Here is a 17884-nt window from a genome sequence, read left to right on the forward strand (position 1 = left end):
GGCTGGGGGGCCGGCGCCGGCTCGGGGGCGGCGGAAGCCGGGGTGGCCGGTTGCCCGTCACCGGTGGTCGGGGTGTCGACCGTCGGCTCGGGGTTGTAGTCGACCAAGAACTCATGCCAGCTCGGGTCGACCGAGGAGGGGTCGTCGCGGAATTTGCGGTACATCTCCTCGACCAGCCATTCGTTCTGCCCGAATGGTGAACTCGTACTGCTCACGGCAGCTGCTCGCCTCGATTCCTCTGTCCGGCAAGCGCGCTACTCACGACGCTTGCCCCCTCACTGCGCCTGATGTGCCGGCGCAACTCCCACCTGCGGCGGACTGACGCTGGCCGCCCCATAAAGGCTATCTCTTTGCCATCTTTGCCGCTCTGATGGCGGCGACCCGCTGCGCCCGGCTTCGCCGCGCTTGCGATCGCCTGGCCTGATGGCGGCGACCCGCTGCGCCCGGCTTCGCCGCGCTTGCGATCGCCGCTTACCCGGCGTCGCGAATCGTCGGCAGCAGGTGCAGGGTAACCGGCCAGCGAGCCGGGGGCGCGCCGAATGCCTTGCGGGCGTTGCGGACGATCTTCTTGCCGACCATCCGATTGCCGACCGCGCCGATCAGGGCACCGATCCCGACCGGCAGCAGCTTGCCGAACAGCAGGGCTCCGCGCCGCAGCGTGTAGCGCTTGACGGCGTATTTGAGCAACCGCGAGTTGAGCTGCGACACCGCGGGCATCGGCAGCGTTGCCACCCCGTCGGACAGCCACGCGCCGTTGGTGCGCCCCGGCCCGATCAGTTCGGCGAGTGCGTGCTTGCTGTCGTCGCCGACCAGCACGGTCAGTACCAGGGCGCGGCGGCGTTCCCGGTCCTCGATGGGGACACCGTGCACGGCGGCGACGGCCAGCGCGAAGAACGCGGTGGCTTCGAGGAACACCGCGGTCTCCCCGGCGGCGGCCGAGAGCGCCGACAACGTGCCGACTCCCGGCAGCGCCGCCGCCGAGCCCACCGCGGCGCCGCTGGCCGTCACCGCGGCGAGGTAACGCTTTTCCAGCTTCGTGACGATGGTGGCCGGCCCGGCGCCCGCGTTGGCGCGCCGCAGCCGTTCGACGTATGCGGTGGCCAGCGGTCCTTGCGACCGCGAAGCGCGCTCGATGACATGCGCCAACGCGCGCGCGGACGCTTTGGGCTTGCCGTTACTGGTTGTCTGCGGGTCCGCCGTCGACCCGCTCCGTCGGGCGCTCATAGTGCCTCCGTTAGCTGGAATGGCGTCACTTCAGGCTAACGCTGCCGCAGCCGAAGGCGGGGCAGCTGTCGCATTCGATTACTCCACCCGGAATAATCCGTGCGGTCGATCCGGGACGCGGCGAGCCGAACAGGACGGATGGTCGATGGCCTACCAATTGACGGCATTGGGTATCTCGGTGCTGGCGCTGCTACGGCAGCGGCCGATGCATGGCTACGAGATGTTGCAGACGCTGGTGCGGCGGCAGGCGGATCGCATCGTGAAGCTTCGGCCGGGATCGCTGTATCACGTGGTGGACCGGCTGACCGAGGAGAAATTGGTTCGGCGCGCAGCAACCACCCGGGCAGGCAACCGGCCCGAGCGCGCCGTCTACGAGATCACCGACGCCGGCGCCGAGGCGCTCGGTGAGCGGGTGCGCGAGCTGGTGGCGACGCCGGGCGACGAGTTCCCGCAGTTCGTTGCGGCGCTCGCCGCGATCGATACTCTCGATCTGGATGCCGCGGCGAATGCGGTCGACGACCGGGTCGGGGCCTTGGAGGCGCGCGCCGCGGAGGTCATGGCGCTGCGGGACGCGGGTGTCACGCCGTCGGTCGGTTATCAGGTCGCATTCGACTACTTGCTGGCGGCAACGCGGGCCGAGCTCTCGTGGCTGCGCGGCTTTGCCGATTCGCTGCGTTCGGGTCGGCAGACCGCGGTACTCGACACCGCCAGGCGAGACGAGGTGGGCAGATGACCACGGCGACGATGCGGGCGCGTTCCGGGGGAAGCTCCCGACGCACCCCTGCCGTGACGCCGAGAAGGCGCGGGAGCGCCCCGAATCCGTGGCACGCGCTCTGGGCCATGATGGTCGGCTTCTTCATGATCCTGCTCGACTCGACGATCGTCGCTGTCGCCAATCCCAGCATCATGGCCAAGCTGGAAACCGGATACGACACGGTGATCTGGGTGACCAGCGCCTATCTGCTCGCCTACGCGGTGCCGCTGCTGGTGGCCGGCCGGCTCGGCGATCGTTTCGGTCCGAAGAACCTCTATCTGGCCGGTCTGGCCGTGTTCACCGTCGCCTCGTTGTGGTGCGGCCTGTCCGGCAGTGTCGCCATGCTGATCGCGGCGCGGGTGCTTCAGGGCATCGGCGCCGCGTTGCTGACCCCGCAAACACTGTCGACGATCACCCGCATCTTCCCGCCCGAGCGTCGCGGCGTGGCGATGAGCGTGTGGGGCGCCACCGCCGGTGTCGCCACCCTGGTCGGCCCGCTGGCCGGTGGTGTCCTGGTCGACGCGCTGGGCTGGGAGTGGATCTTTTTTGTCAACGTCCCGATCGGCGTCGTCGGGTTGGGTTTGGCAGCGTGGTTGGTTCCGGTCCTGCCCACCCAGATGCACCGCTTCGATCTGGCCGGTGTCGCCTTGTCCGGCGCGGGAATGTTCCTCATCGTCTTCGCCCTGCAGGAGGGCCAGTCCGCGTGCTGGGCGCCGTGGATCTGGGCGGTGCTCGTCGCCGGTATCGGGTTCATGGTCGCGTTCGTCTACTGGCAGGCGATCAACACACGCGAGCCACTGATCCCGTTGGACATCTTCCGCGACCGCGACTTCAGCCTGTCCAACCTCGGGGTAGCGGTCATCGGCTTCGCCACGACGGCGATGATCCTGCCGCTGATGTTCTACGCGCAGGCGGTGTGCGGTCTGTCGCCGACGCGCTCGGCGCTGCTGACCGCGCCGATGGCGATCACCAGCGGTCTTTTGGCCCCGGTTGTCGGCAGAATCGTCGACCGAACCCATCCGCGGCCGGTGGTCGGCTTCGGGTTCTCCGTGTTGGCCATCGCGTTGACCTGGCTTTCCATCGAGATGGCGCCGGGTACGCCGATTTGGCGGCTCGTGCTGGTGTTCGTCGCGATGGGTGTCGCGATGGCGTTCGTCTGGCAGCCGCTGGCCGCCACGGCGACCCGCAACCTGCCGGCGCACCTGGCCGGCGCGGGTTCTGGGGTGTACAACGCGACCCGGCAGGTCGGCGCCGTACTCGGCAGCTCCAGCATCGCCGCGTTCATGACGTTGCGGATCACTGCCGAGTTGCCGCCGATGCCGGGCGGGCTGCATCCGGAGGCCACCGAGGACCGCAGCGCCCTGCAATTACCGGAGTTCCTGCGGGAGCCGTTCGCCGCCGCGATGTCGCAGTCGATGCTGTTGCCGGCGTTCATCGCGCTGTTCGGGGTGGGCGCGGCGCTGTTCATGGTCGGCTTCACCGTGTCGCCAGCCGGTCGTAGATCGCAGCCCGTCGGGGGCTACGCCGGGACCGAGCGGATCCGCGCGATGCCGAATGTTTCCGACGATTTCGACGACTACGTCGAGTACGTGGTGCCTCGTGCGCCCGAGCCGCGCGTCGACGAGCACGATACTGAGCCGTTGACTCCCCTCAAACCTGCCCCGCCGCCAGCATCGAAGGCGGAGCCGATCGGGTTCGCGCACAACGGTTTCCATGTCGACGACGAGAAGCGCGTCCGGCCCGTCGCGCAGTTCCCGCCGCCGCGGCGCAATAGGCACTACCGGGCCGACCCCGATGAGGGGCCCGGCTACGAGCGAAACTCGTACGACTAACCGCCGGCAGACGTCAAAGCCAGGAACGCGCCCAGCTCGACCAGCCCCGCCGGCGTGGTGGGCAAGTACTCGGTGAGGCTCTCCGCCCGTACGATCAGCGCCGCGTACTGCGCCCGGCTGACTGCCACGTTCAACCGATTCCGGTTGAGCAGGAACGGGATTCCGCGCGGAATGTCCTCGACGGACGACGCCGTCATCGAGATGATGGCGACCGGAGCCTGCGCGCCCTGGAATTTGTCGACCGTCCCCACCCGGACGTCGCCGAGACCGGCGGCCGCCAGTCGTTGCCGCAGAAGCACCACCTGGGCGTTGTAGGGTGCCAGCACCAATACGTCGGCGGCCTGCAACGGCCGGGTGCCGTGCTCGTCGGTCCACGACGAGCCGAGCAGCCGCGAGATCTCGGCGGCAATCGCCTCGGCCTCTTCCGGACTCTCGGTCGAATTGCCTTCATGGTGCACCGTAATTGCCTGAACCCCAGGTAAATAGCCGTCGAGGCGACGCGCGGCGGTGCGTTCTACATGGGAATGCAGCCGGCCATCGTAGGCGAGCCTTGACACCGGCTCACAGACCGCGGGATGCATCCGATAGGAGCGGTCGAGGAAGTAGCCGCGTTCGGCCGGTAACGTGCGCCGATTCTCGACCAGCCACCCGAGTGCGGACGTGTCGACCGGTTCGGGATGGGTGCCCTGGCTGACTTGCGGCAGTTGCTGCGGATCTCCCAGCAGCAGCAGGTTCTTCGCCGCGGGTGCGACGGCGATGGTGTTGGCCAGGCAGAATTGGCCGGCCTCGTCGATCACCAGCATCTCCAAACTGCCCGGTGGTACCCGAGTGCTGTTGGCGAAGTCCCAGGCCGTGCCGCCGATCACGCATCCCGGGGTTGCGGCGACGAAGTCGACGTACTCGTCTTCGTCGATGTGCTGCCAGGCCTGATTGTGGCGGTCGTGTCGCTTCTTGGCCACCCGCTGGGGGTCGATCCCGACCGAGACCGCGCAGTCGAACAGGTTCTCCACCACGGCGTGTGATTGTGCGACCACGCCGATCCGCCAGCCGTGTTCGGCGACCAGCTGGGTGATGGCGCGCGCCGCGGTGTATGTCTTGCCCGTCCCGGGCGGCCCGTGCACCGCCACATACGACGAGTCCAGGTCCAGCAGCGCCGCAACGATGTCCGCGGCGGTATCGGCGCTGCGCGGCAGCGACGCGCCGCTGCGGAGGCGGGGGGCGCGCCGCAGCAGAATGTCGACGGCGGCGGTGTGGGGGAGTTGCGGCAACGCGGTGGCGACCTGTGCCGCGGTGGCCTCGATCGACTCCCGCAACCTCGTCGTCGGGATCGGTGGGCCGGGTGCGAGCGCGAACGGCAATTGATGAAACATGTTGCCGTTCTTGGGTGTTCTTTCCAGAACCACCACCTCGGTGGGCACCGCCGGGTCGTCGGCCTCGACGACATGCGCGTGGCCGGCGGCGCGACGGTCGGGATCGTCGGTCATGCCTTCGGGCGCCGGGGGCTCATAGAGCGCGAACACCGTCGAGCTGAGTTCGCCGCGGGCCAGCTCACCGGTCAGCCGCAGCCTGCGCTGTGGCTTGCGGGCGCGTGGCGGCTGATGCCAGTCCACCGCCACCGAGGCGTCGTCGACGACGAAAACGTCGGTGTTATCGGCCCATTCCTCGAGCGGGTAGTTGAGCCGGTCGAAATGCGCCCACCAGAACGGCTTGTCCTCGCGCCGGTGATAGCTGCGCGCCGCAGCTATCAGCGCGACCGCCGTCTGCTCGGGAGTGCGGTCGCCGAAAGACGCGAAGTCCGCCAGCGTTGCCGCCAGCGCGTCGTGTTGCTCGACGCTGCCACCATCTGGAACTGGTTGGGCGCCAAGCGGTGTGATGCCACATTCGAACGCCCGCATCAGCAGCCAGTCACGCAACGCCCGAGTCGACCGGCAGTCGTAGTGGTTGTAGTCCTCGATCTCTTTGAGCACTGTCGTGGCCTCGTCGACGCGACCGTCGGCGCGCAGCTCGCAAAACCGGGCGTACTGGGTGATCGAATCGGCGGCGGTGGTCACGTCCCCGGAGCGCCGCTGCCGTCCCATGAACAGCGGTTCCAGCGCCTTGAGGCTGAACGAGTCGGCCCCGACCCGGAAGCTTTTGCGCACCAACGGGTACAGGTCCACCAGGACGCCGCTGCGCAGCAGATCGTCGACGTCGTCCTCACCGACTCCGTGCCGGCCGGCGAGCCGCAGCAGCGCGGTCTTCTCGTACGGGGCGTAGTGGTAGATGTGCATGTTCGGGTAGCGCTTGCGGCGCTTGGCCACCATCGCCAGAAAGTCGGTCAACGCCTGCCGCTCGTCGGCGCGGTTGTGCGCCCACAGCGGGCGGAAAGCGCCGCCGGCTTCCAAGACGCCGAACAGATACTCCAGGCCCCACTGCTTGCCGTCGGCGGTCCACAGCGGATCACCCTCGAAGTCGAAGAACAGGTCGCCGTCGTCGGGGTTGGGCAACAACGCCAGCGGCTGCGGATCGGCGATCTCGAACTGAGGCTCACCGGTCTCGCGTTCGACCACCTGCAGCCTGGCTTGGGCGGTGAGCTTGCCAAGCGTGCGGGGCGCGAGGTCGGGCACCGGCCCGGTGTGGCCGGCCAATTCGGCGACGGTGGTGACGCCGGCGTCGAGCAGCTTGGCCCGCTGGCTCACCCGCATGCCGGCGACCAGCAGCAGGTCGTCGCTGAGCCGAACCTGCTCCTCGCACTCGGGGCAGCGGAAACACGCCCGCACCCGCTCGTCGTCCCAGCGCACCGGTTCGGTTGCGGCGTAGTGCTCGTCGAGCAGCCGCTGCACCCGCGCGCGCTGAGAGCGATAGACCGGGATCAGCTCGTCGACCGCGTAGCGCAGGACCGTGCCGTCGCCGAGGATCAGTTCGGTCTCCGGCGCCACCGGCACACCCGAGCAGCTCAGCGTGTCGGCGTAGGCGGCCAGTTGCAGCAGTGCGGTGACTTTGGCGGAGCGAGCCAGTTTGGTGTCGGCGACGCGGTAGCGGCCGTCGTCACGCACCAGGAAGTCGGCAAACCCGACGAAGCGGCCGTCGAACATCGCCGCCTGATACACCACCGGCGCGCCGCCGGCGATCGCGCGTCGAGTTGCCTCGGCGGCGGCGGTCAGCCCGGCGGTCGTGTAGGCCGGACGACCGATGACGGCAACCGCGTCGCCGAATTCGGCGCGGAACCGGCCGAGTTGGCGTCGCTCGTGCTCGCGGCCGAGATCGGCAGTGCGCGCCAGCAACTCGTCCTCGACGGCCACCGCGGGCCCGCGGCCCAGCTTTGCGTCGAAGGCCCGCAGCAGCGCGTATTCGCAGCGGGAGGCGGCCGCAAGATCCGACGCGCTGTAGATCACGCCGTCGTCGGTGACGAACACAGGGCAACCCTAAGTGAGGGCACCGACAATGCCGGCGACCATTTTCCGGTCAGCGTGCGCAAATCCGGGAATTGCGTCGGCGTGTCGCCCGGCGACACGCACGCTCGGCGCAAAAAAGTCGGTCAGCCGGCGGTGTTGCCGATGAGCTCGACGCCGTTGCCGTTCCACCGGAACTTCACCACGCTGGCCAACCCGCCGATACCCGTGGAAGCCGTCAGCGCCACCGTGTCGCCGGTGGACTGCGACGTGTCCAGGCCGTTGAACCCGTAGGTGTCGGGCACTCCTTGCGGAATGTATTTGCCGAGATGAAACATCACCGCCCTGGTGTTGGCGTTCGCGGCGTTGGTGTTGGCCTTGACGATGACGGCCGACAGCTGGGCGCACTCGTTGTAGTTGCCCGCCAGCGGCTCGGGGTTCCACGGCTGCTGGCTGCGCGGATCACGCGGCAGCTCGGAGACCGCCCTGGCGATGGCCGGGTCGGCGAGATCGATGGCGCACGGGTCGGCGGGCCCCACGGCGGTGGTCGTCGGGGGTGCCGCGCGCGGCGCGCCCGGTCTGCCCGGTGTGCTGGTCGGATGCGGTGTGCTGGCCTGGGGCGTCTTGGCGACGGTCGAGTCGCCCGATCCGCAGCCGGTCAGCATCGCGGTGGTCAGCACGGCAGCAACGGTCAACCGCTTCCACACAACGCTGCACCGTACCGGCATCGGAGTCGCGGGTGCGGCAGGCGCGGCCACTAGACTCCTTGTGAAATGGCTTCCCCGGACGACGCGCCTGTCACATTCGCCGACCTGCAGATTCACCCCGCGGTGCTGCAGGCCGTCGTCGACGTCGGCTACGAGTCGCCGTCGGCCATTCAGGCGGCGACCATTCCGGCGCTGATGGCGGGCTCCGACGTGGTGGGCCTGGCGCAGACCGGCACCGGCAAGACGGCCGCGTTCGCCATTCCGATCCTGTCGAAGATCGACACCGCCAGCAAAGCGACTCAGGCGCTGGTGCTGGCACCCACGCGTGAGCTCGCGCTGCAGGTGGCCGAGGCGTTCAGCCGCTACGGCGCACACTTGCCGCAGATCCACGTGCTGCCGATCTACGGCGGCTCGTCGTATGCCGTGCAACTGGCCGGGCTCAAGCGCGGCGCGCAGGTGGTGGTCGGCACCCCGGGCCGCGTCATCGATCACCTCGAACGCGGGACACTGGACCTGTCCCGGGTGGACTATCTGGTGCTCGACGAGGCCGACGAAATGCTGCAGATGGGTTTCGCCGAGGACGTCGAGCGCATTCTGTCCGACACCCCGGAATACAAGCAGGTCGCGCTGTTCTCGGCCACCATGCCGCCGGCTATCCGCAAGCTCACCGCCAAATACCTGCACGAGCCGCTCGAAGTCACGGTCGAAACCAAAACCGCTACGGCGGAGAACATCTCGCAGCGTTACATCCAGGTCGCCGGCCCCCGCAAGATGGACGCGCTCACCAGGGTGCTCGAGGTCGAGCCGTTCGAGGCGATGATCGTCTTCGTGCGCACCAAGCAGGCCACCGAAGAGGTGGCCGAAAGACTGGGTGCCAGAGGGTTTTCCGCGGCTGCCATCAACGGTGACATCGCGCAGGCGCAGCGGGAGCGGACCATCGCCGCGCTCAAGGAAGGCAGTATCGACATCCTGGTCGCCACCGATGTGGCTGCCCGCGGACTGGACGTGGACCGGATCTCGCACGTGCTCAACTACGACATCCCGCATGACACCGAGTCCTACGTGCACCGGATCGGGCGCACCGGGCGGGCCGGTCGGTCGGGCACCGCGCTGTTGTTCGTCTCGCCGCGGGAGCGCCACTTGCTCAAGGCAATCGAGAAGGCAACGCGCCAGAAACTCGCCGAAGCCGAACTCCCCAGCGTCGAGGACGTCAACGCGCAGCGGGTGGCCAAGTTCGCCGACTCGATCACCGACACGCTCGGCTCTCCGGGAATCGAGCTGTTCCGCAGTCTGGTCGAGGATTACGAACGCGAGCACGATGTCCCCATGGCCGACATCGCAGCGGCGCTGGCGCTGCAATCCCGCGACGGCGATGCGTTCCTGATGAAACCGGAGCCGCCGCCCGAGCGGCGTCCCAAAGAGCGCCGCGACAAGCCGGCCAAGCCGAGACCGAAGGACGGGTTCGCCACCTATCGCATCGCCGTGGGCAAGCGGCACAAGGTCGGTCCGGGAGCAATCGTTGGGGCCATCGCCAACGAGGGCGGTCTGCACCGCAGCGACTTCGGCCACATCACGATCGGGCCGGACTTCTCATTGGTGGAGTTGCCGGCCAAGTTGCCGCGTTCGACGCTCAAAGCGCTTGAGCGCACCCGTATTTCGGGGGTACTGATCAATCTGCGACCGGATCAGCGTCGCGACGGCGCCAAGCCCCGCCGGAAACACGTGGGATGACCGTCTTCGACGCCACCACCGACCAGGGCGGACTCGAGCAGGTCTCCGGCCCGGACCGGGTTGCGTCGCTGACCGGTATCCGCGCGGTCGCGGCCCTGCTCGTGGTCGGCACGCACGCCGCCTACACCACCGGCAAGTACACCCACGGCTATTTCGGGTTGGTCTGTGCGCGCATGGAGATCGGGGTGCCGATCTTTTTTGTGCTGTCCGGATTTCTGCTGTTTCGCCCGTGGGTGCGCTCGGTCGCCACCGACGGCCCGTCGCCGTCGGTGAGTCGCTACGCGTGGCATCGGGTTCGGCGCATCATGCCGGCCTACGTCGTCACGGTGCTGGTCGCCTACGTCATCTATCAATTCCGCACCGCGGGACCCAATCCCGGCCACACCTGGATCGGCTTGTTCCGCAACCTGACGCTGACGCAGATCTACGCGGGCAACTACCTGGACTCGTACCTGCATCAGGGGCTCACCCAGATGTGGAGCCTGGCGGTGGAAGCCGCGTTCTACGTGGTGTTGCCGCTGCTGGCCTACCTGTTGCTGGTGGTGCTGTGTAAGCGTCGGTGGCAGCCGGTGCGGCTGCTTGTTGCCCTGGGCGCGTTGATGTTGGTCACCCCGGCGTGGATTGCCTTCGTACATGCCACCACGTCGGTGCCGAACGGGGCGCGGTTGTGGCTGCCCACCTACCTGGCCTGGTTTCTCGCCGGCATGATGCTGGCGGTGCTGCAGGCGATGGGGGTGCGCTGCTACACGATCGTCGCGCTGCCGCTGGCGATCGTCAGCTACCTGATCGTCTCCACCCCGATTGCAGGCGCCCCGACGACGTCGCCGCAGGGGCTGCCCGAAGCGCTGGTGAAGTCGGCGTTCTACGCGGCCATCGCCGCGCTGGCGGTCGCGCCGCTGGCACTCGGTGACCAGGGCTGGTACGGCAGGGTGCTGGCGAGCCGTCCGATGGTGTGGCTCGGCGAGATCTCTTACGAGATCTTCCTGATCCATCTGGTGACGATGGAGATCGCGATGGTCGAGGTGGTGCGGAAACCGGTCTACACCGGCTCGATGTTCAACCTGTTCGTGGCGACGCTGGCGATCACCATCCCGTTGGCCTGGTTGTTGCACCGGTTCACCCGAGTGCCGCCGGGCTAAATGTGTTAGGTTAACCTTCCCTAAGTACGAGGGAAGGGTAGCTTGACGCAGATGGCTGATCACAAGGGGTCCCGCGGCTTCGCCGGCGCGGTGCTGAAGCTCTTGCGAGCCGGCGACTACCGGCTGACCGTGACCGGCAAGCGCGAAATAAGCCCGCACTATCTGCGACTGAGCTTCGACGCGGGCGGCATGCTCGCCGAGCATCCGGTGCACCCGACCATGTGGATCCGGATGTGGTTCGCCGACGGCGACAAACAGCATCAGCGCGGTTACACCTTGGTCGACCCCGACCCGGTCGCCGGCACCTTCGACATCGAATTCGCATTGCATGGCGGGATCGCGTCGCGGTGGGCGCAGGACGCGCGGCCCGGCGACACCATCGAGGCGACGGTGTTGGGCAGCAAGTTCGCCGTCCCCGAGCCGCCGCCGGCGGGTTACGTCATCGTCGGGGACACCGCGTCGCTGCCGGCGATCAACTCGCTGCTCGGCGCCATCGGGGACGCCCCGGCTCAGGTGTTTCTCGAGGCCGGCTACGACGATGACAAGGACCTGCCGGTGGCCCGCGACGCGGACATCACCTGGGTGGACCGCAAGAACGCCGGCGAGGCGTTGGTCCAAGCGGTCCGGTCGGCGGCCTTCGACGCGGGGGACCACTTCGGTTGGGTGGCGTGTGACCATCGCACCACCCGCTCGGTGGTCAAGGTGTTGCGCGACGAGTTCGGCATCCCACGGAATTCGATTGCGTCGCGGGCATATTGGATGGCTACCCGGGGAGCCTAGCAGGCGCCAGAACCGGCACCACGAACTCCTCGACCATCGCCCGCTCGTCGGACTCGTCGCGGCCCGGGAAGATCAGCAGCGACGTGATGACCCGCACCAGCCATCGGGCCCGACGATCGACCGCCGCTGGATCGCCGACACCCAAAGAGGTGACGAACGCGCCGACCAGCGCGTTGATCACTTCCGAATGTTCGGCCATCTCGCCGCCGATCGGCGGCTGTGTGGTGGCGAACCATGATGCCAGCGCCGGATTCTCCCGCACCATGGCTATCGACCTGGTGATGCCCGCGACGAGCCGCTCGCGCGGGTCCTCGATACCGGCGAGGCTCTCGGTCATCCGGCCGTACACCGTGCGCGCCTCGCGGTGTACGTATGCGGTCCGCAGCGCCTCACGGCTCTCGAAGTAGCGGTACAGCGTCGCGCGCGAACACCCTGCCGCCCTAGCGATCTCGTTCATGCCCACCGAAGCGGGATCGTGGCGGGTGAAGAGCTCCCCGGCCGCGTCGAGAATCCGGTCCGCGGCCACCTCGGTGCGCCGCTCCGTCAGCCAGTCGTTGCGGGGCATCAGGACCTGACCCGCATCGGCACTGACAGCGGACGCCGCACGTAGCTGCCCCCGGACCACACGATGCCGGCCTCGTCGACTTCGAATTCCGGGCAGCGAGACAGCAATTCGGCCAACGCGACCCGCGACTGCATTCGGGCCGCCGCCGCGCCCAGGCAGTGGTGCGCGCCGTGGCTGAAAGTCAGGATGTTGCGCGGGCACCGGCGCACGTCGAGCTCACCGGCATCCGGTCCGTACTGGCGTTCGTCGCGGTTGCCCGAGCCGTAGAGCAGCAGCACCTTGCGGCCGGCGGGCACGGTCTCCTCGCCGATCGTCACGTCCCCGGTGGTGGTGCGGGCCAGGCCCTGCACCGGGGAGGTCAGCCGCAGCAGTTCGTCGACCGCGTCCGGAATCAGGTCGGGGTTGTCGGCCAACAGCCGCCGCTGGTCGGGACGCTGGTGCAGCAGCTGCACCGAGCCGCCCAGCATGCCGGTAGTGGTGTCGTTGCCGCCGGTGACCATCGTGAAGGTGAACGCCAGCACCGACAGCGTCCCGGCGATGTCGCCGTCGGCGCCCACGCCGGCCGCCACCAGGTGCGAGATCGTGTCGTCTTCGGGTTCGCGGCGGCGCCGCTCGATCAGCCCGGTGAAGTAGGCCATCATCTCGCCGACCGCGTCGCCGGCGGACGCAACGCCCGCCCCGGCGGCGTTGGCCGCGACGATGGCCTGGGTCCAGCCGTCGAACTGCGCCCGGTCTTCTTCCGGGACGCCCAGGTAGTGCGCCACAACCATCGACGGCAGCGGCTTGAACAGCTCGGCGACGATGTCGCCACCGCCCGCGGCGCGTAGCCGCTCGATGCGCTGCACGACGAACTCGCGGACCTTCGGCTCCACCGCCTCGACCTGGCGCGGGGTGAAGCCGCGCGATACCAGCTTGCGGAACTCGGTATGCACCGGCGGGTCCTGCATCACCATCGGCGGGTTGTCTTGTAGCCCAATGAGTTCCAGCTCGCCGTAGTTGACCGTCAGGCCCTGCCCCGACGAGAACGTCTCGTGGTCGCGCGCGGCCGCCCAGATGTCGGCGTGCCTGGACAACACGTAGTAGTCGTCGTCGGGTCTGCCCTCGGGCACCACGTGGTGCACCGGGTCGTGGTCGCGCAGCGCTTTGTACATGGGCCACGGGTTCGGCCAGGTCTCGGCCGTGCACAGCTCGAAGCGGGCCTCATGAGACAAAGCTGCTGTCATGTCTTATTCGTACGACGGATGATGAATTCTGTCAAGCGGGGATCAGCACCCCGGGGTTGAGGATCCCGGCAGGATCCAACGTGGCCTTGGCTGCGGCCAGCGCGCTCGCGAATGGGTCCGGGCGTTGCCGGTCGTACCAGGGTCGGTGGTCGCGGCCGACGGCGTGGTGATGGGTGATGGTGCCGCCGCTGTCGATAATGGCTTGCGAGACTGCGGCTTTGATGTCGTCCCACTGGCTGACGGTGCTGCCCCAGCGGCCGGCGGCGTAGATGCCGTAGTAGGGCGCCGGCCCGTCGGGGTAGACGTGGGTGAACCGGCAGGTCACGACGCCGGCGCCGCATATCTCGGCGATGGCGGCATTGGCGGCGGCGGTCACCGTTTGGTGCAGCGATTCGAAACGGTCCCAGGTGCAGGCGGTTTCGAAGGTTTCCACGATCATCGAGCGACGGGCCAGGGCGTCACGTTGGTAGGGCATCCGCAAGAAGGCCGACCGCCACGTCGCCGCCGAGTCGTCGGGTCGCTCGGCGTCCTTGCTCCGCCTGGCAGCGACGGCGCCACGGTGGTCGGCGGCGATTTGCAGCGCCCGGTCTAACCAGGCGTCGACGGGATGGTCGGCCGATTCGAACGCGACCAGCAACAGACCTCCGCTGGGGGTGACACCGGCATTGATGACTGCCTCGGCGGCGTCGAGTAACCGGCAGTTCGACGGGTACAGCCCGGCTTGGGCGATCGCCCGGGTCGCCGCGACGGCCTGCTGGTAGTCCTCGAAGGTGACCGATGCGGTGACCTGCCAGCGTGGCCGGTGCTGCAGCCGCATGGAGGCTTCGGTGATGACGCCGAGAATCCCTTCAGAGCCAAGGAACATCCGGTCCGGCGACGGCCCGGCGCCGGAGCCGGGCAGTCGTCGCGACTCGACGACGCCCGAGGGGGTGACGATCCGCATCGACTGGGTGAGGTCATCGATGTGGGTGTAAAGGGTGGCAAAGTGCCCGCCGGCGCGGGTGGCCAGCCAGCCGCCGAGGGTGGAATAGGCAAACGATTGCGGGTAGTGCCGCAGGGTCAGTCCGTGCGGGCGAAGCGCGTTCTCCAGGGCGGGCCCGTAGCTGCCGGCCTGGATCCGCGCGGTGCGACTGATCGGGTCAACCTCGAGCACCCGGTCGAGATGGCCGAGGTCGAGTGAGATTGCGGGCCCGTCGAACCGGGGCTCGATACCGCCGACGACCGAGCTGCCGCCGCCATAAGCGATCACGGGTATCGCGGTGGCCGAGCACCAGTCCAGCAGGTCGATGACGTCTTGCTCGGTGCGAGGCCGCGCGACGAGGTCCGGCACGTAATCAAGCCGGCCGAGCAGGTTGCGCACCACGTCCCGGAAGGCCTTGCCCCTGGCGTGCGACAGCCGGTCGACGGGGTCGTCGCTGCACAAACCCGCCAGCGCCGCCGGTGGGTGGACCCGCGCCGTGGCGATGTCGAGCGTCGTCGGGTCCGGTGGGGCATGGTCGGTGAAGTCGTGCCCGGGCAGCAGGGCCGCGCTCCGGGTGACCAGATCGGCGCACTCGGTCGGCGACAGCTCGTCTGCGGGGGCTCCCCATCCCCACCAGGATCGAGCCGTCGACATCACCGAGTTCCCGTGATCGCGGCCACGATGCGCTGGGTGCGGCGGGTCATTTCCTCGGCACTTTGGTCGGGGTGTTGCAGCCACCAGTTGACGGCGGCGGTGACGGTGCTGGTCCAGATGTCGGTGAGCATCGATAGGTCGTCGGCATCGTCGAGCACCTTGAGGTCGGCGAGCATCGCGACGCCGCGGTTGGCCTGGTCGGCAATCGTGCTGCGGACTCGTCGTGCGGCCTCGTCGGCGGCGCTGCCGGCCGGTACAGTGCGGTCGTTGATGACGTTCCAGTCGTGCGGGCGGGGTTGCAGCGCAGCGAAGATCGCAGCGAGGGTGTCTTGCGCCATTTGCCCGGCGTGTTGTGGATCGGCGAGGACCTGCTCGATTCGCTCGATCAGGTTAGCGCCCGCGCGCTGCACACAGGCGTCGTAGAGTCCCTCTTTGGACCCAAAATAGTTGAGCACCAACGGCTTTGACACACCCGCGTTGGACGCGATCGTCGACAGCGCGGCGCCAGCGTAGCCGTAACGGCCGAACTCTTCGGTCGCGGCATCGAGGATCAGCTGTTCGCGCTGCGCGCGTGGCACTCCCTTGGTGCCGACCGGTCGTGCCACCGCCGTATCTGTCACAGCAGGACCATAGCGGGCTGCCAGCCGGGCGGGCCGAAGATGAAGCCGAGCCTGTCCCGCCAGCGGCGGGCAGCCCGAATGTCGGTGATGATGTTGCCGTACTCGCCGTACTGCAACCTCAACACGTTGTAGGTGTCGACTGGCTTGGTCAACCCGTATGTCGGGGTGTGCAACTCGCGCTGGAACGTGCCGAACATCCGGTCCCAGACGATGAGGATGCCGCCGTAGTTGCGGTCCAGGTATTCCCGGTCACTGGCGTGATGCACCCGATGATGCGACGGGGTGTTGAACACGAACTCGATCGGGCGCGGCAGCCGGCCGATGGTCTCGGTGTGGCTGAAGAACTGGTAGATCAGATTGAACGCGAATGCGACATAGATTGCCCACGGCGCAAACCCCAACAACGGCAGCGGCAGCCAAAAGAGCGGTTCTATCCAAGGGTTCCACTTCTGCCGCAGTGCGGTGCCGAGGTTGAAGTACTCACTCGAATGGTGAGCCTGGTGGGCTGCCCATCCGATGCGCACCCGGTGCGAGAACCGGTGATACCAGTACCACGCGAAATCGATCACCACCATCAGCAGCGCCCAGCTCCACCAGGTATCGGTCGGGATGTGCCACGGTGCGACGCAGGTCCACAGCACCCCCAAGACCACCAGCACGGCGAACTTGAACACGCCGGCAATCACCAGGGCGCCCATGCCCATCGACAGGCTCGTGCGGGTGTCGATCTTCGAGTAGCCGGTCCGGGTCTCGTGATGTCCGGCGACCCGCAGCAGCACTACCTCGATAGCGATGAAGCCGAAGAAAAACGGCATTGCGTAGAGCACGGGGTTTTCGATTTGATGCCAGAACGCTTCCATCAGGCACACCTTCCTGTTGACCAATTGGTAAGTTACCGATCGGTCAATCAGGAACTCAAGCCGCCAGGGCTGTGAATCGCGTCACGCACCCGTCGTTGAAGGTCATACCCCCGCGCCGGGATTCAGGATGCCCAGCGGGTCGAGCGCGTCTTTGATGCGGCGGTTGAGCGCCATCGCGTCCGGACCGAGCTGGTCGGCCAGCCAGGGTCGCTTCAGCCTGCCGACGCCGTGTTCGCCGGTGATCGTGCCGCCGAGGTGCAAGGCCAAGTCCATGATCTCGCCGTAGGCCAGCTGCGCACGTTCGGTCATGGCCGGGTCGTCGTGGTCGTAGACGATCAGCGGGTGGGTGTTGCCGTCGCCTGCGTGCGCGATCACCGAGATCATCAGCTTGTGTTCGGCGGCGATCCGGTTGATCCCCGTGACCAGGTCGGCCAGCGCGGGCACCGGAACGCCAACGTCCTCCAGCAATAAAGGCCCTTTGGCTTCCACCGCGGGGATCGCGAACCGGCGCGCGGCGACGAATGCCTCGCCCTCCTCCGGGTCGTCAGTCGAAAACACTTCGGTCGCACCGTATTTGGTGAACACCTCGGCCATGAATTCGGTGTCCTCGCTGCCGGCGCGGCCCCGTTCGTCGGAGCAGGCCAGCAGCATCGCGGCCGCGCCGCGGTCCAGGCCCATCCGCAGCTTGTCCTCGACGGCGTTGATGGCGACCGTGTCCATGAACTCGAGCATCGCCGGACGGATCCGGGAGCTGACCTCCAGCACCGCCTCGGCAGCGGCTTGCACCGACGCGAAATTGGCGACCACCGTGCAGGACCGGGGTTGCGGCGGCACCAGCCGCAGTATCACCTCGGTGATCACGCCGAGGGTGCCTTCGCTGCCGACGAACAACTTGGTCAGCGACAGCCCGGCAACGTCCTTGAGCCGCGGTCCGCCCAGCCGCACCGCGGTCCCGTCGGCCAACACCACCTGCACGCCGAGCACGTAGTCGGTGGTGACGCCGTACTTGACGCAGCACAGCCCGCCGGCGTTGGTGGCGATGTTGCCGCCGATGCTGCAGATCTCGTACGACGACGGGTCGGGCGGGTACCAGAGCCCGTATTCGGCGACGGTCTTTTTCACCTCGGCGTTGAGCAACCCGGGCTGACACACCGCGGTGCGGGTGACCGGGTCGACGACGATGTCGCGCATCTTCTCCGTCGACAGCACGATCCCGTCGTCGACGGCGGTGGCCCCGCCGGAGAGGCCCGTGCCGGCGCCGCGCGTCACCACCGGCACCCGATTCGCGCTGGCCCACCGCATGACGATCTGCACGTCCTCGGTGCGGCGTGGCCGCACCACGGCCAGCGGCTTTCCGGCTGAGGGGTCGAACGCGCGGTCCTGCCGATAGCCCTCGGTCACCGCCGGGTCGGTGACCACCATGCCTTCCGGCAGTTCGGCGGTTAGCTGGGCCAAGGCATCCA

General features: G+C 67.9%; 15 protein-coding genes. 5 read left to right on the forward strand and 10 right to left on the reverse strand.

The annotated features are described in order from the left end of the window. Positions 1-215: 2-oxoglutarate dehydrogenase E1 subunit family protein (locus tag AWB95_RS06615; protein ID WP_139818466.1), on the reverse strand; the 215-nt coding region annotated here is incomplete at its 3' end. A gap of 256 nt (positions 216-471) precedes the next feature. Beyond that, positions 472-1224, reverse strand: a complete 753-nt coding sequence (locus tag AWB95_RS06625; protein WP_085167848.1) for a hypothetical protein — start codon at positions 1222-1224, stop codon at positions 472-474. A gap of 145 nt (positions 1225-1369) precedes the next feature. On the opposite strand from AWB95_RS06625, the gene AWB95_RS06630 reads away from it, so the two are divergent. Both AWB95_RS06630 and AWB95_RS06635 read left to right on the forward strand, forming a co-directional pair. Continuing rightward, entirely contained in the window at positions 1370-1957 is a 588-nt protein-coding gene (locus tag AWB95_RS06630; RefSeq protein ID WP_062539435.1) for a PadR family transcriptional regulator, read from the forward strand. Continuing rightward, entirely contained in the window at positions 1954-3810 is a 1857-nt protein-coding gene (locus AWB95_RS06635; RefSeq protein WP_062539434.1) for an MFS transporter, read from the forward strand. The genes AWB95_RS06630 and AWB95_RS06635 overlap by 4 nt, the downstream gene beginning before the upstream one ends. Here the strand turns inward: AWB95_RS06635 and AWB95_RS06640 are convergent. Beyond that, on the reverse strand, positions 3807-7205 hold the full coding sequence (locus AWB95_RS06640) for a TM0106 family RecB-like putative nuclease (protein ID WP_062539433.1): 3399 nt from the start codon (positions 7203-7205) through the stop codon (positions 3807-3809). The two genes, AWB95_RS06635 and AWB95_RS06640, sit on opposite strands and share 4 nt — an antisense overlap. A gap of 122 nt (positions 7206-7327) precedes the next feature. Continuing rightward, positions 7328-7909, reverse strand: a complete 582-nt coding sequence (locus tag AWB95_RS06645; protein WP_085167850.1) for an LppP/LprE family lipoprotein — start codon at positions 7907-7909, stop codon at positions 7328-7330. A gap of 45 nt (positions 7910-7954) precedes the next feature. On the opposite strand from AWB95_RS06645, the gene AWB95_RS06650 reads away from it, so the two are divergent. From AWB95_RS06650 to AWB95_RS06660, 3 genes are read left to right on the forward strand one after another with little or no spacing between them, the layout of a single operon-like run. Next, entirely contained in the window at positions 7955-9619 is a 1665-nt protein-coding gene (locus AWB95_RS06650) for a DEAD/DEAH box helicase (protein ID WP_085167852.1), read from the forward strand. Continuing rightward, positions 9616-10758 (forward strand): acyltransferase family protein, encoded by a 1143-nt coding sequence (locus AWB95_RS06655; RefSeq protein ID WP_062540482.1) that lies wholly within the window; start codon positions 9616-9618, stop codon positions 10756-10758. Before AWB95_RS06650 ends, AWB95_RS06655 begins: the two co-directional genes overlap by 4 nt. A 51-nt stretch (positions 10759-10809) precedes the next feature. Next, the gene (locus tag AWB95_RS06660) at positions 10810-11538 is read left to right on the forward strand and encodes a siderophore-interacting protein (protein WP_062540481.1); all 729 of its coding nucleotides are present in this window, start codon (positions 10810-10812) and stop codon (positions 11536-11538) included. Here AWB95_RS06660 and AWB95_RS06665 read toward each other — a convergent pair. The 6 genes from AWB95_RS06665 to AWB95_RS06690 all read right to left on the reverse strand — a co-directional run bounded on the left by AWB95_RS06665 (position 11522) and on the right by AWB95_RS06690 (position 17843). Further along, complete coding sequence (locus AWB95_RS06665; protein ID WP_062540480.1) at positions 11522-12103, reverse strand: TetR/AcrR family transcriptional regulator; 582 nt, start codon at positions 12101-12103, stop codon at positions 11522-11524. The two genes, AWB95_RS06660 and AWB95_RS06665, sit on opposite strands and share 17 nt — an antisense overlap. After that, positions 12103-13326: a cytochrome P450 gene (locus AWB95_RS06670; protein ID WP_062540479.1), complete on the reverse strand. Its 1224-nt coding sequence runs from the start codon at positions 13324-13326 to the stop codon at positions 12103-12105. Before AWB95_RS06670 ends, AWB95_RS06665 begins: the two co-directional genes overlap by 1 nt. A gap of 31 nt (positions 13327-13357) precedes the next feature. After that, positions 13358-14941, reverse strand: a complete 1584-nt coding sequence (locus tag AWB95_RS06675; RefSeq protein WP_062540478.1) for an FAD-binding oxidoreductase — start codon at positions 14939-14941, stop codon at positions 13358-13360. Continuing rightward, positions 14941-15561 (reverse strand): TetR/AcrR family transcriptional regulator, encoded by a 621-nt coding sequence (locus AWB95_RS06680; protein WP_232315699.1) that lies wholly within the window; start codon positions 15559-15561, stop codon positions 14941-14943. The genes AWB95_RS06675 and AWB95_RS06680 overlap by 1 nt, the downstream gene beginning before the upstream one ends. Further along, the gene (locus tag AWB95_RS06685) at positions 15558-16421 is read right to left on the reverse strand and encodes a sterol desaturase family protein (RefSeq protein WP_062540477.1); all 864 of its coding nucleotides are present in this window, start codon (positions 16419-16421) and stop codon (positions 15558-15560) included. Before AWB95_RS06685 ends, AWB95_RS06680 begins: the two co-directional genes overlap by 4 nt. 102 nt (positions 16422-16523) lie before the next feature. Continuing rightward, positions 16524-17843 (reverse strand): FAD-binding oxidoreductase, encoded by a 1320-nt coding sequence (locus AWB95_RS06690; protein ID WP_062540490.1) that lies wholly within the window; start codon positions 17841-17843, stop codon positions 16524-16526. Between the last annotated feature and the right edge of the window lie 41 nt (positions 17844-17884).

The organism is Mycobacterium celatum (assembly GCF_002101595.1).
In the GTDB taxonomy this organism is placed as follows: Bacteria; Actinomycetota; Actinomycetes; order Mycobacteriales; family Mycobacteriaceae; genus Mycobacterium; species Mycobacterium celatum.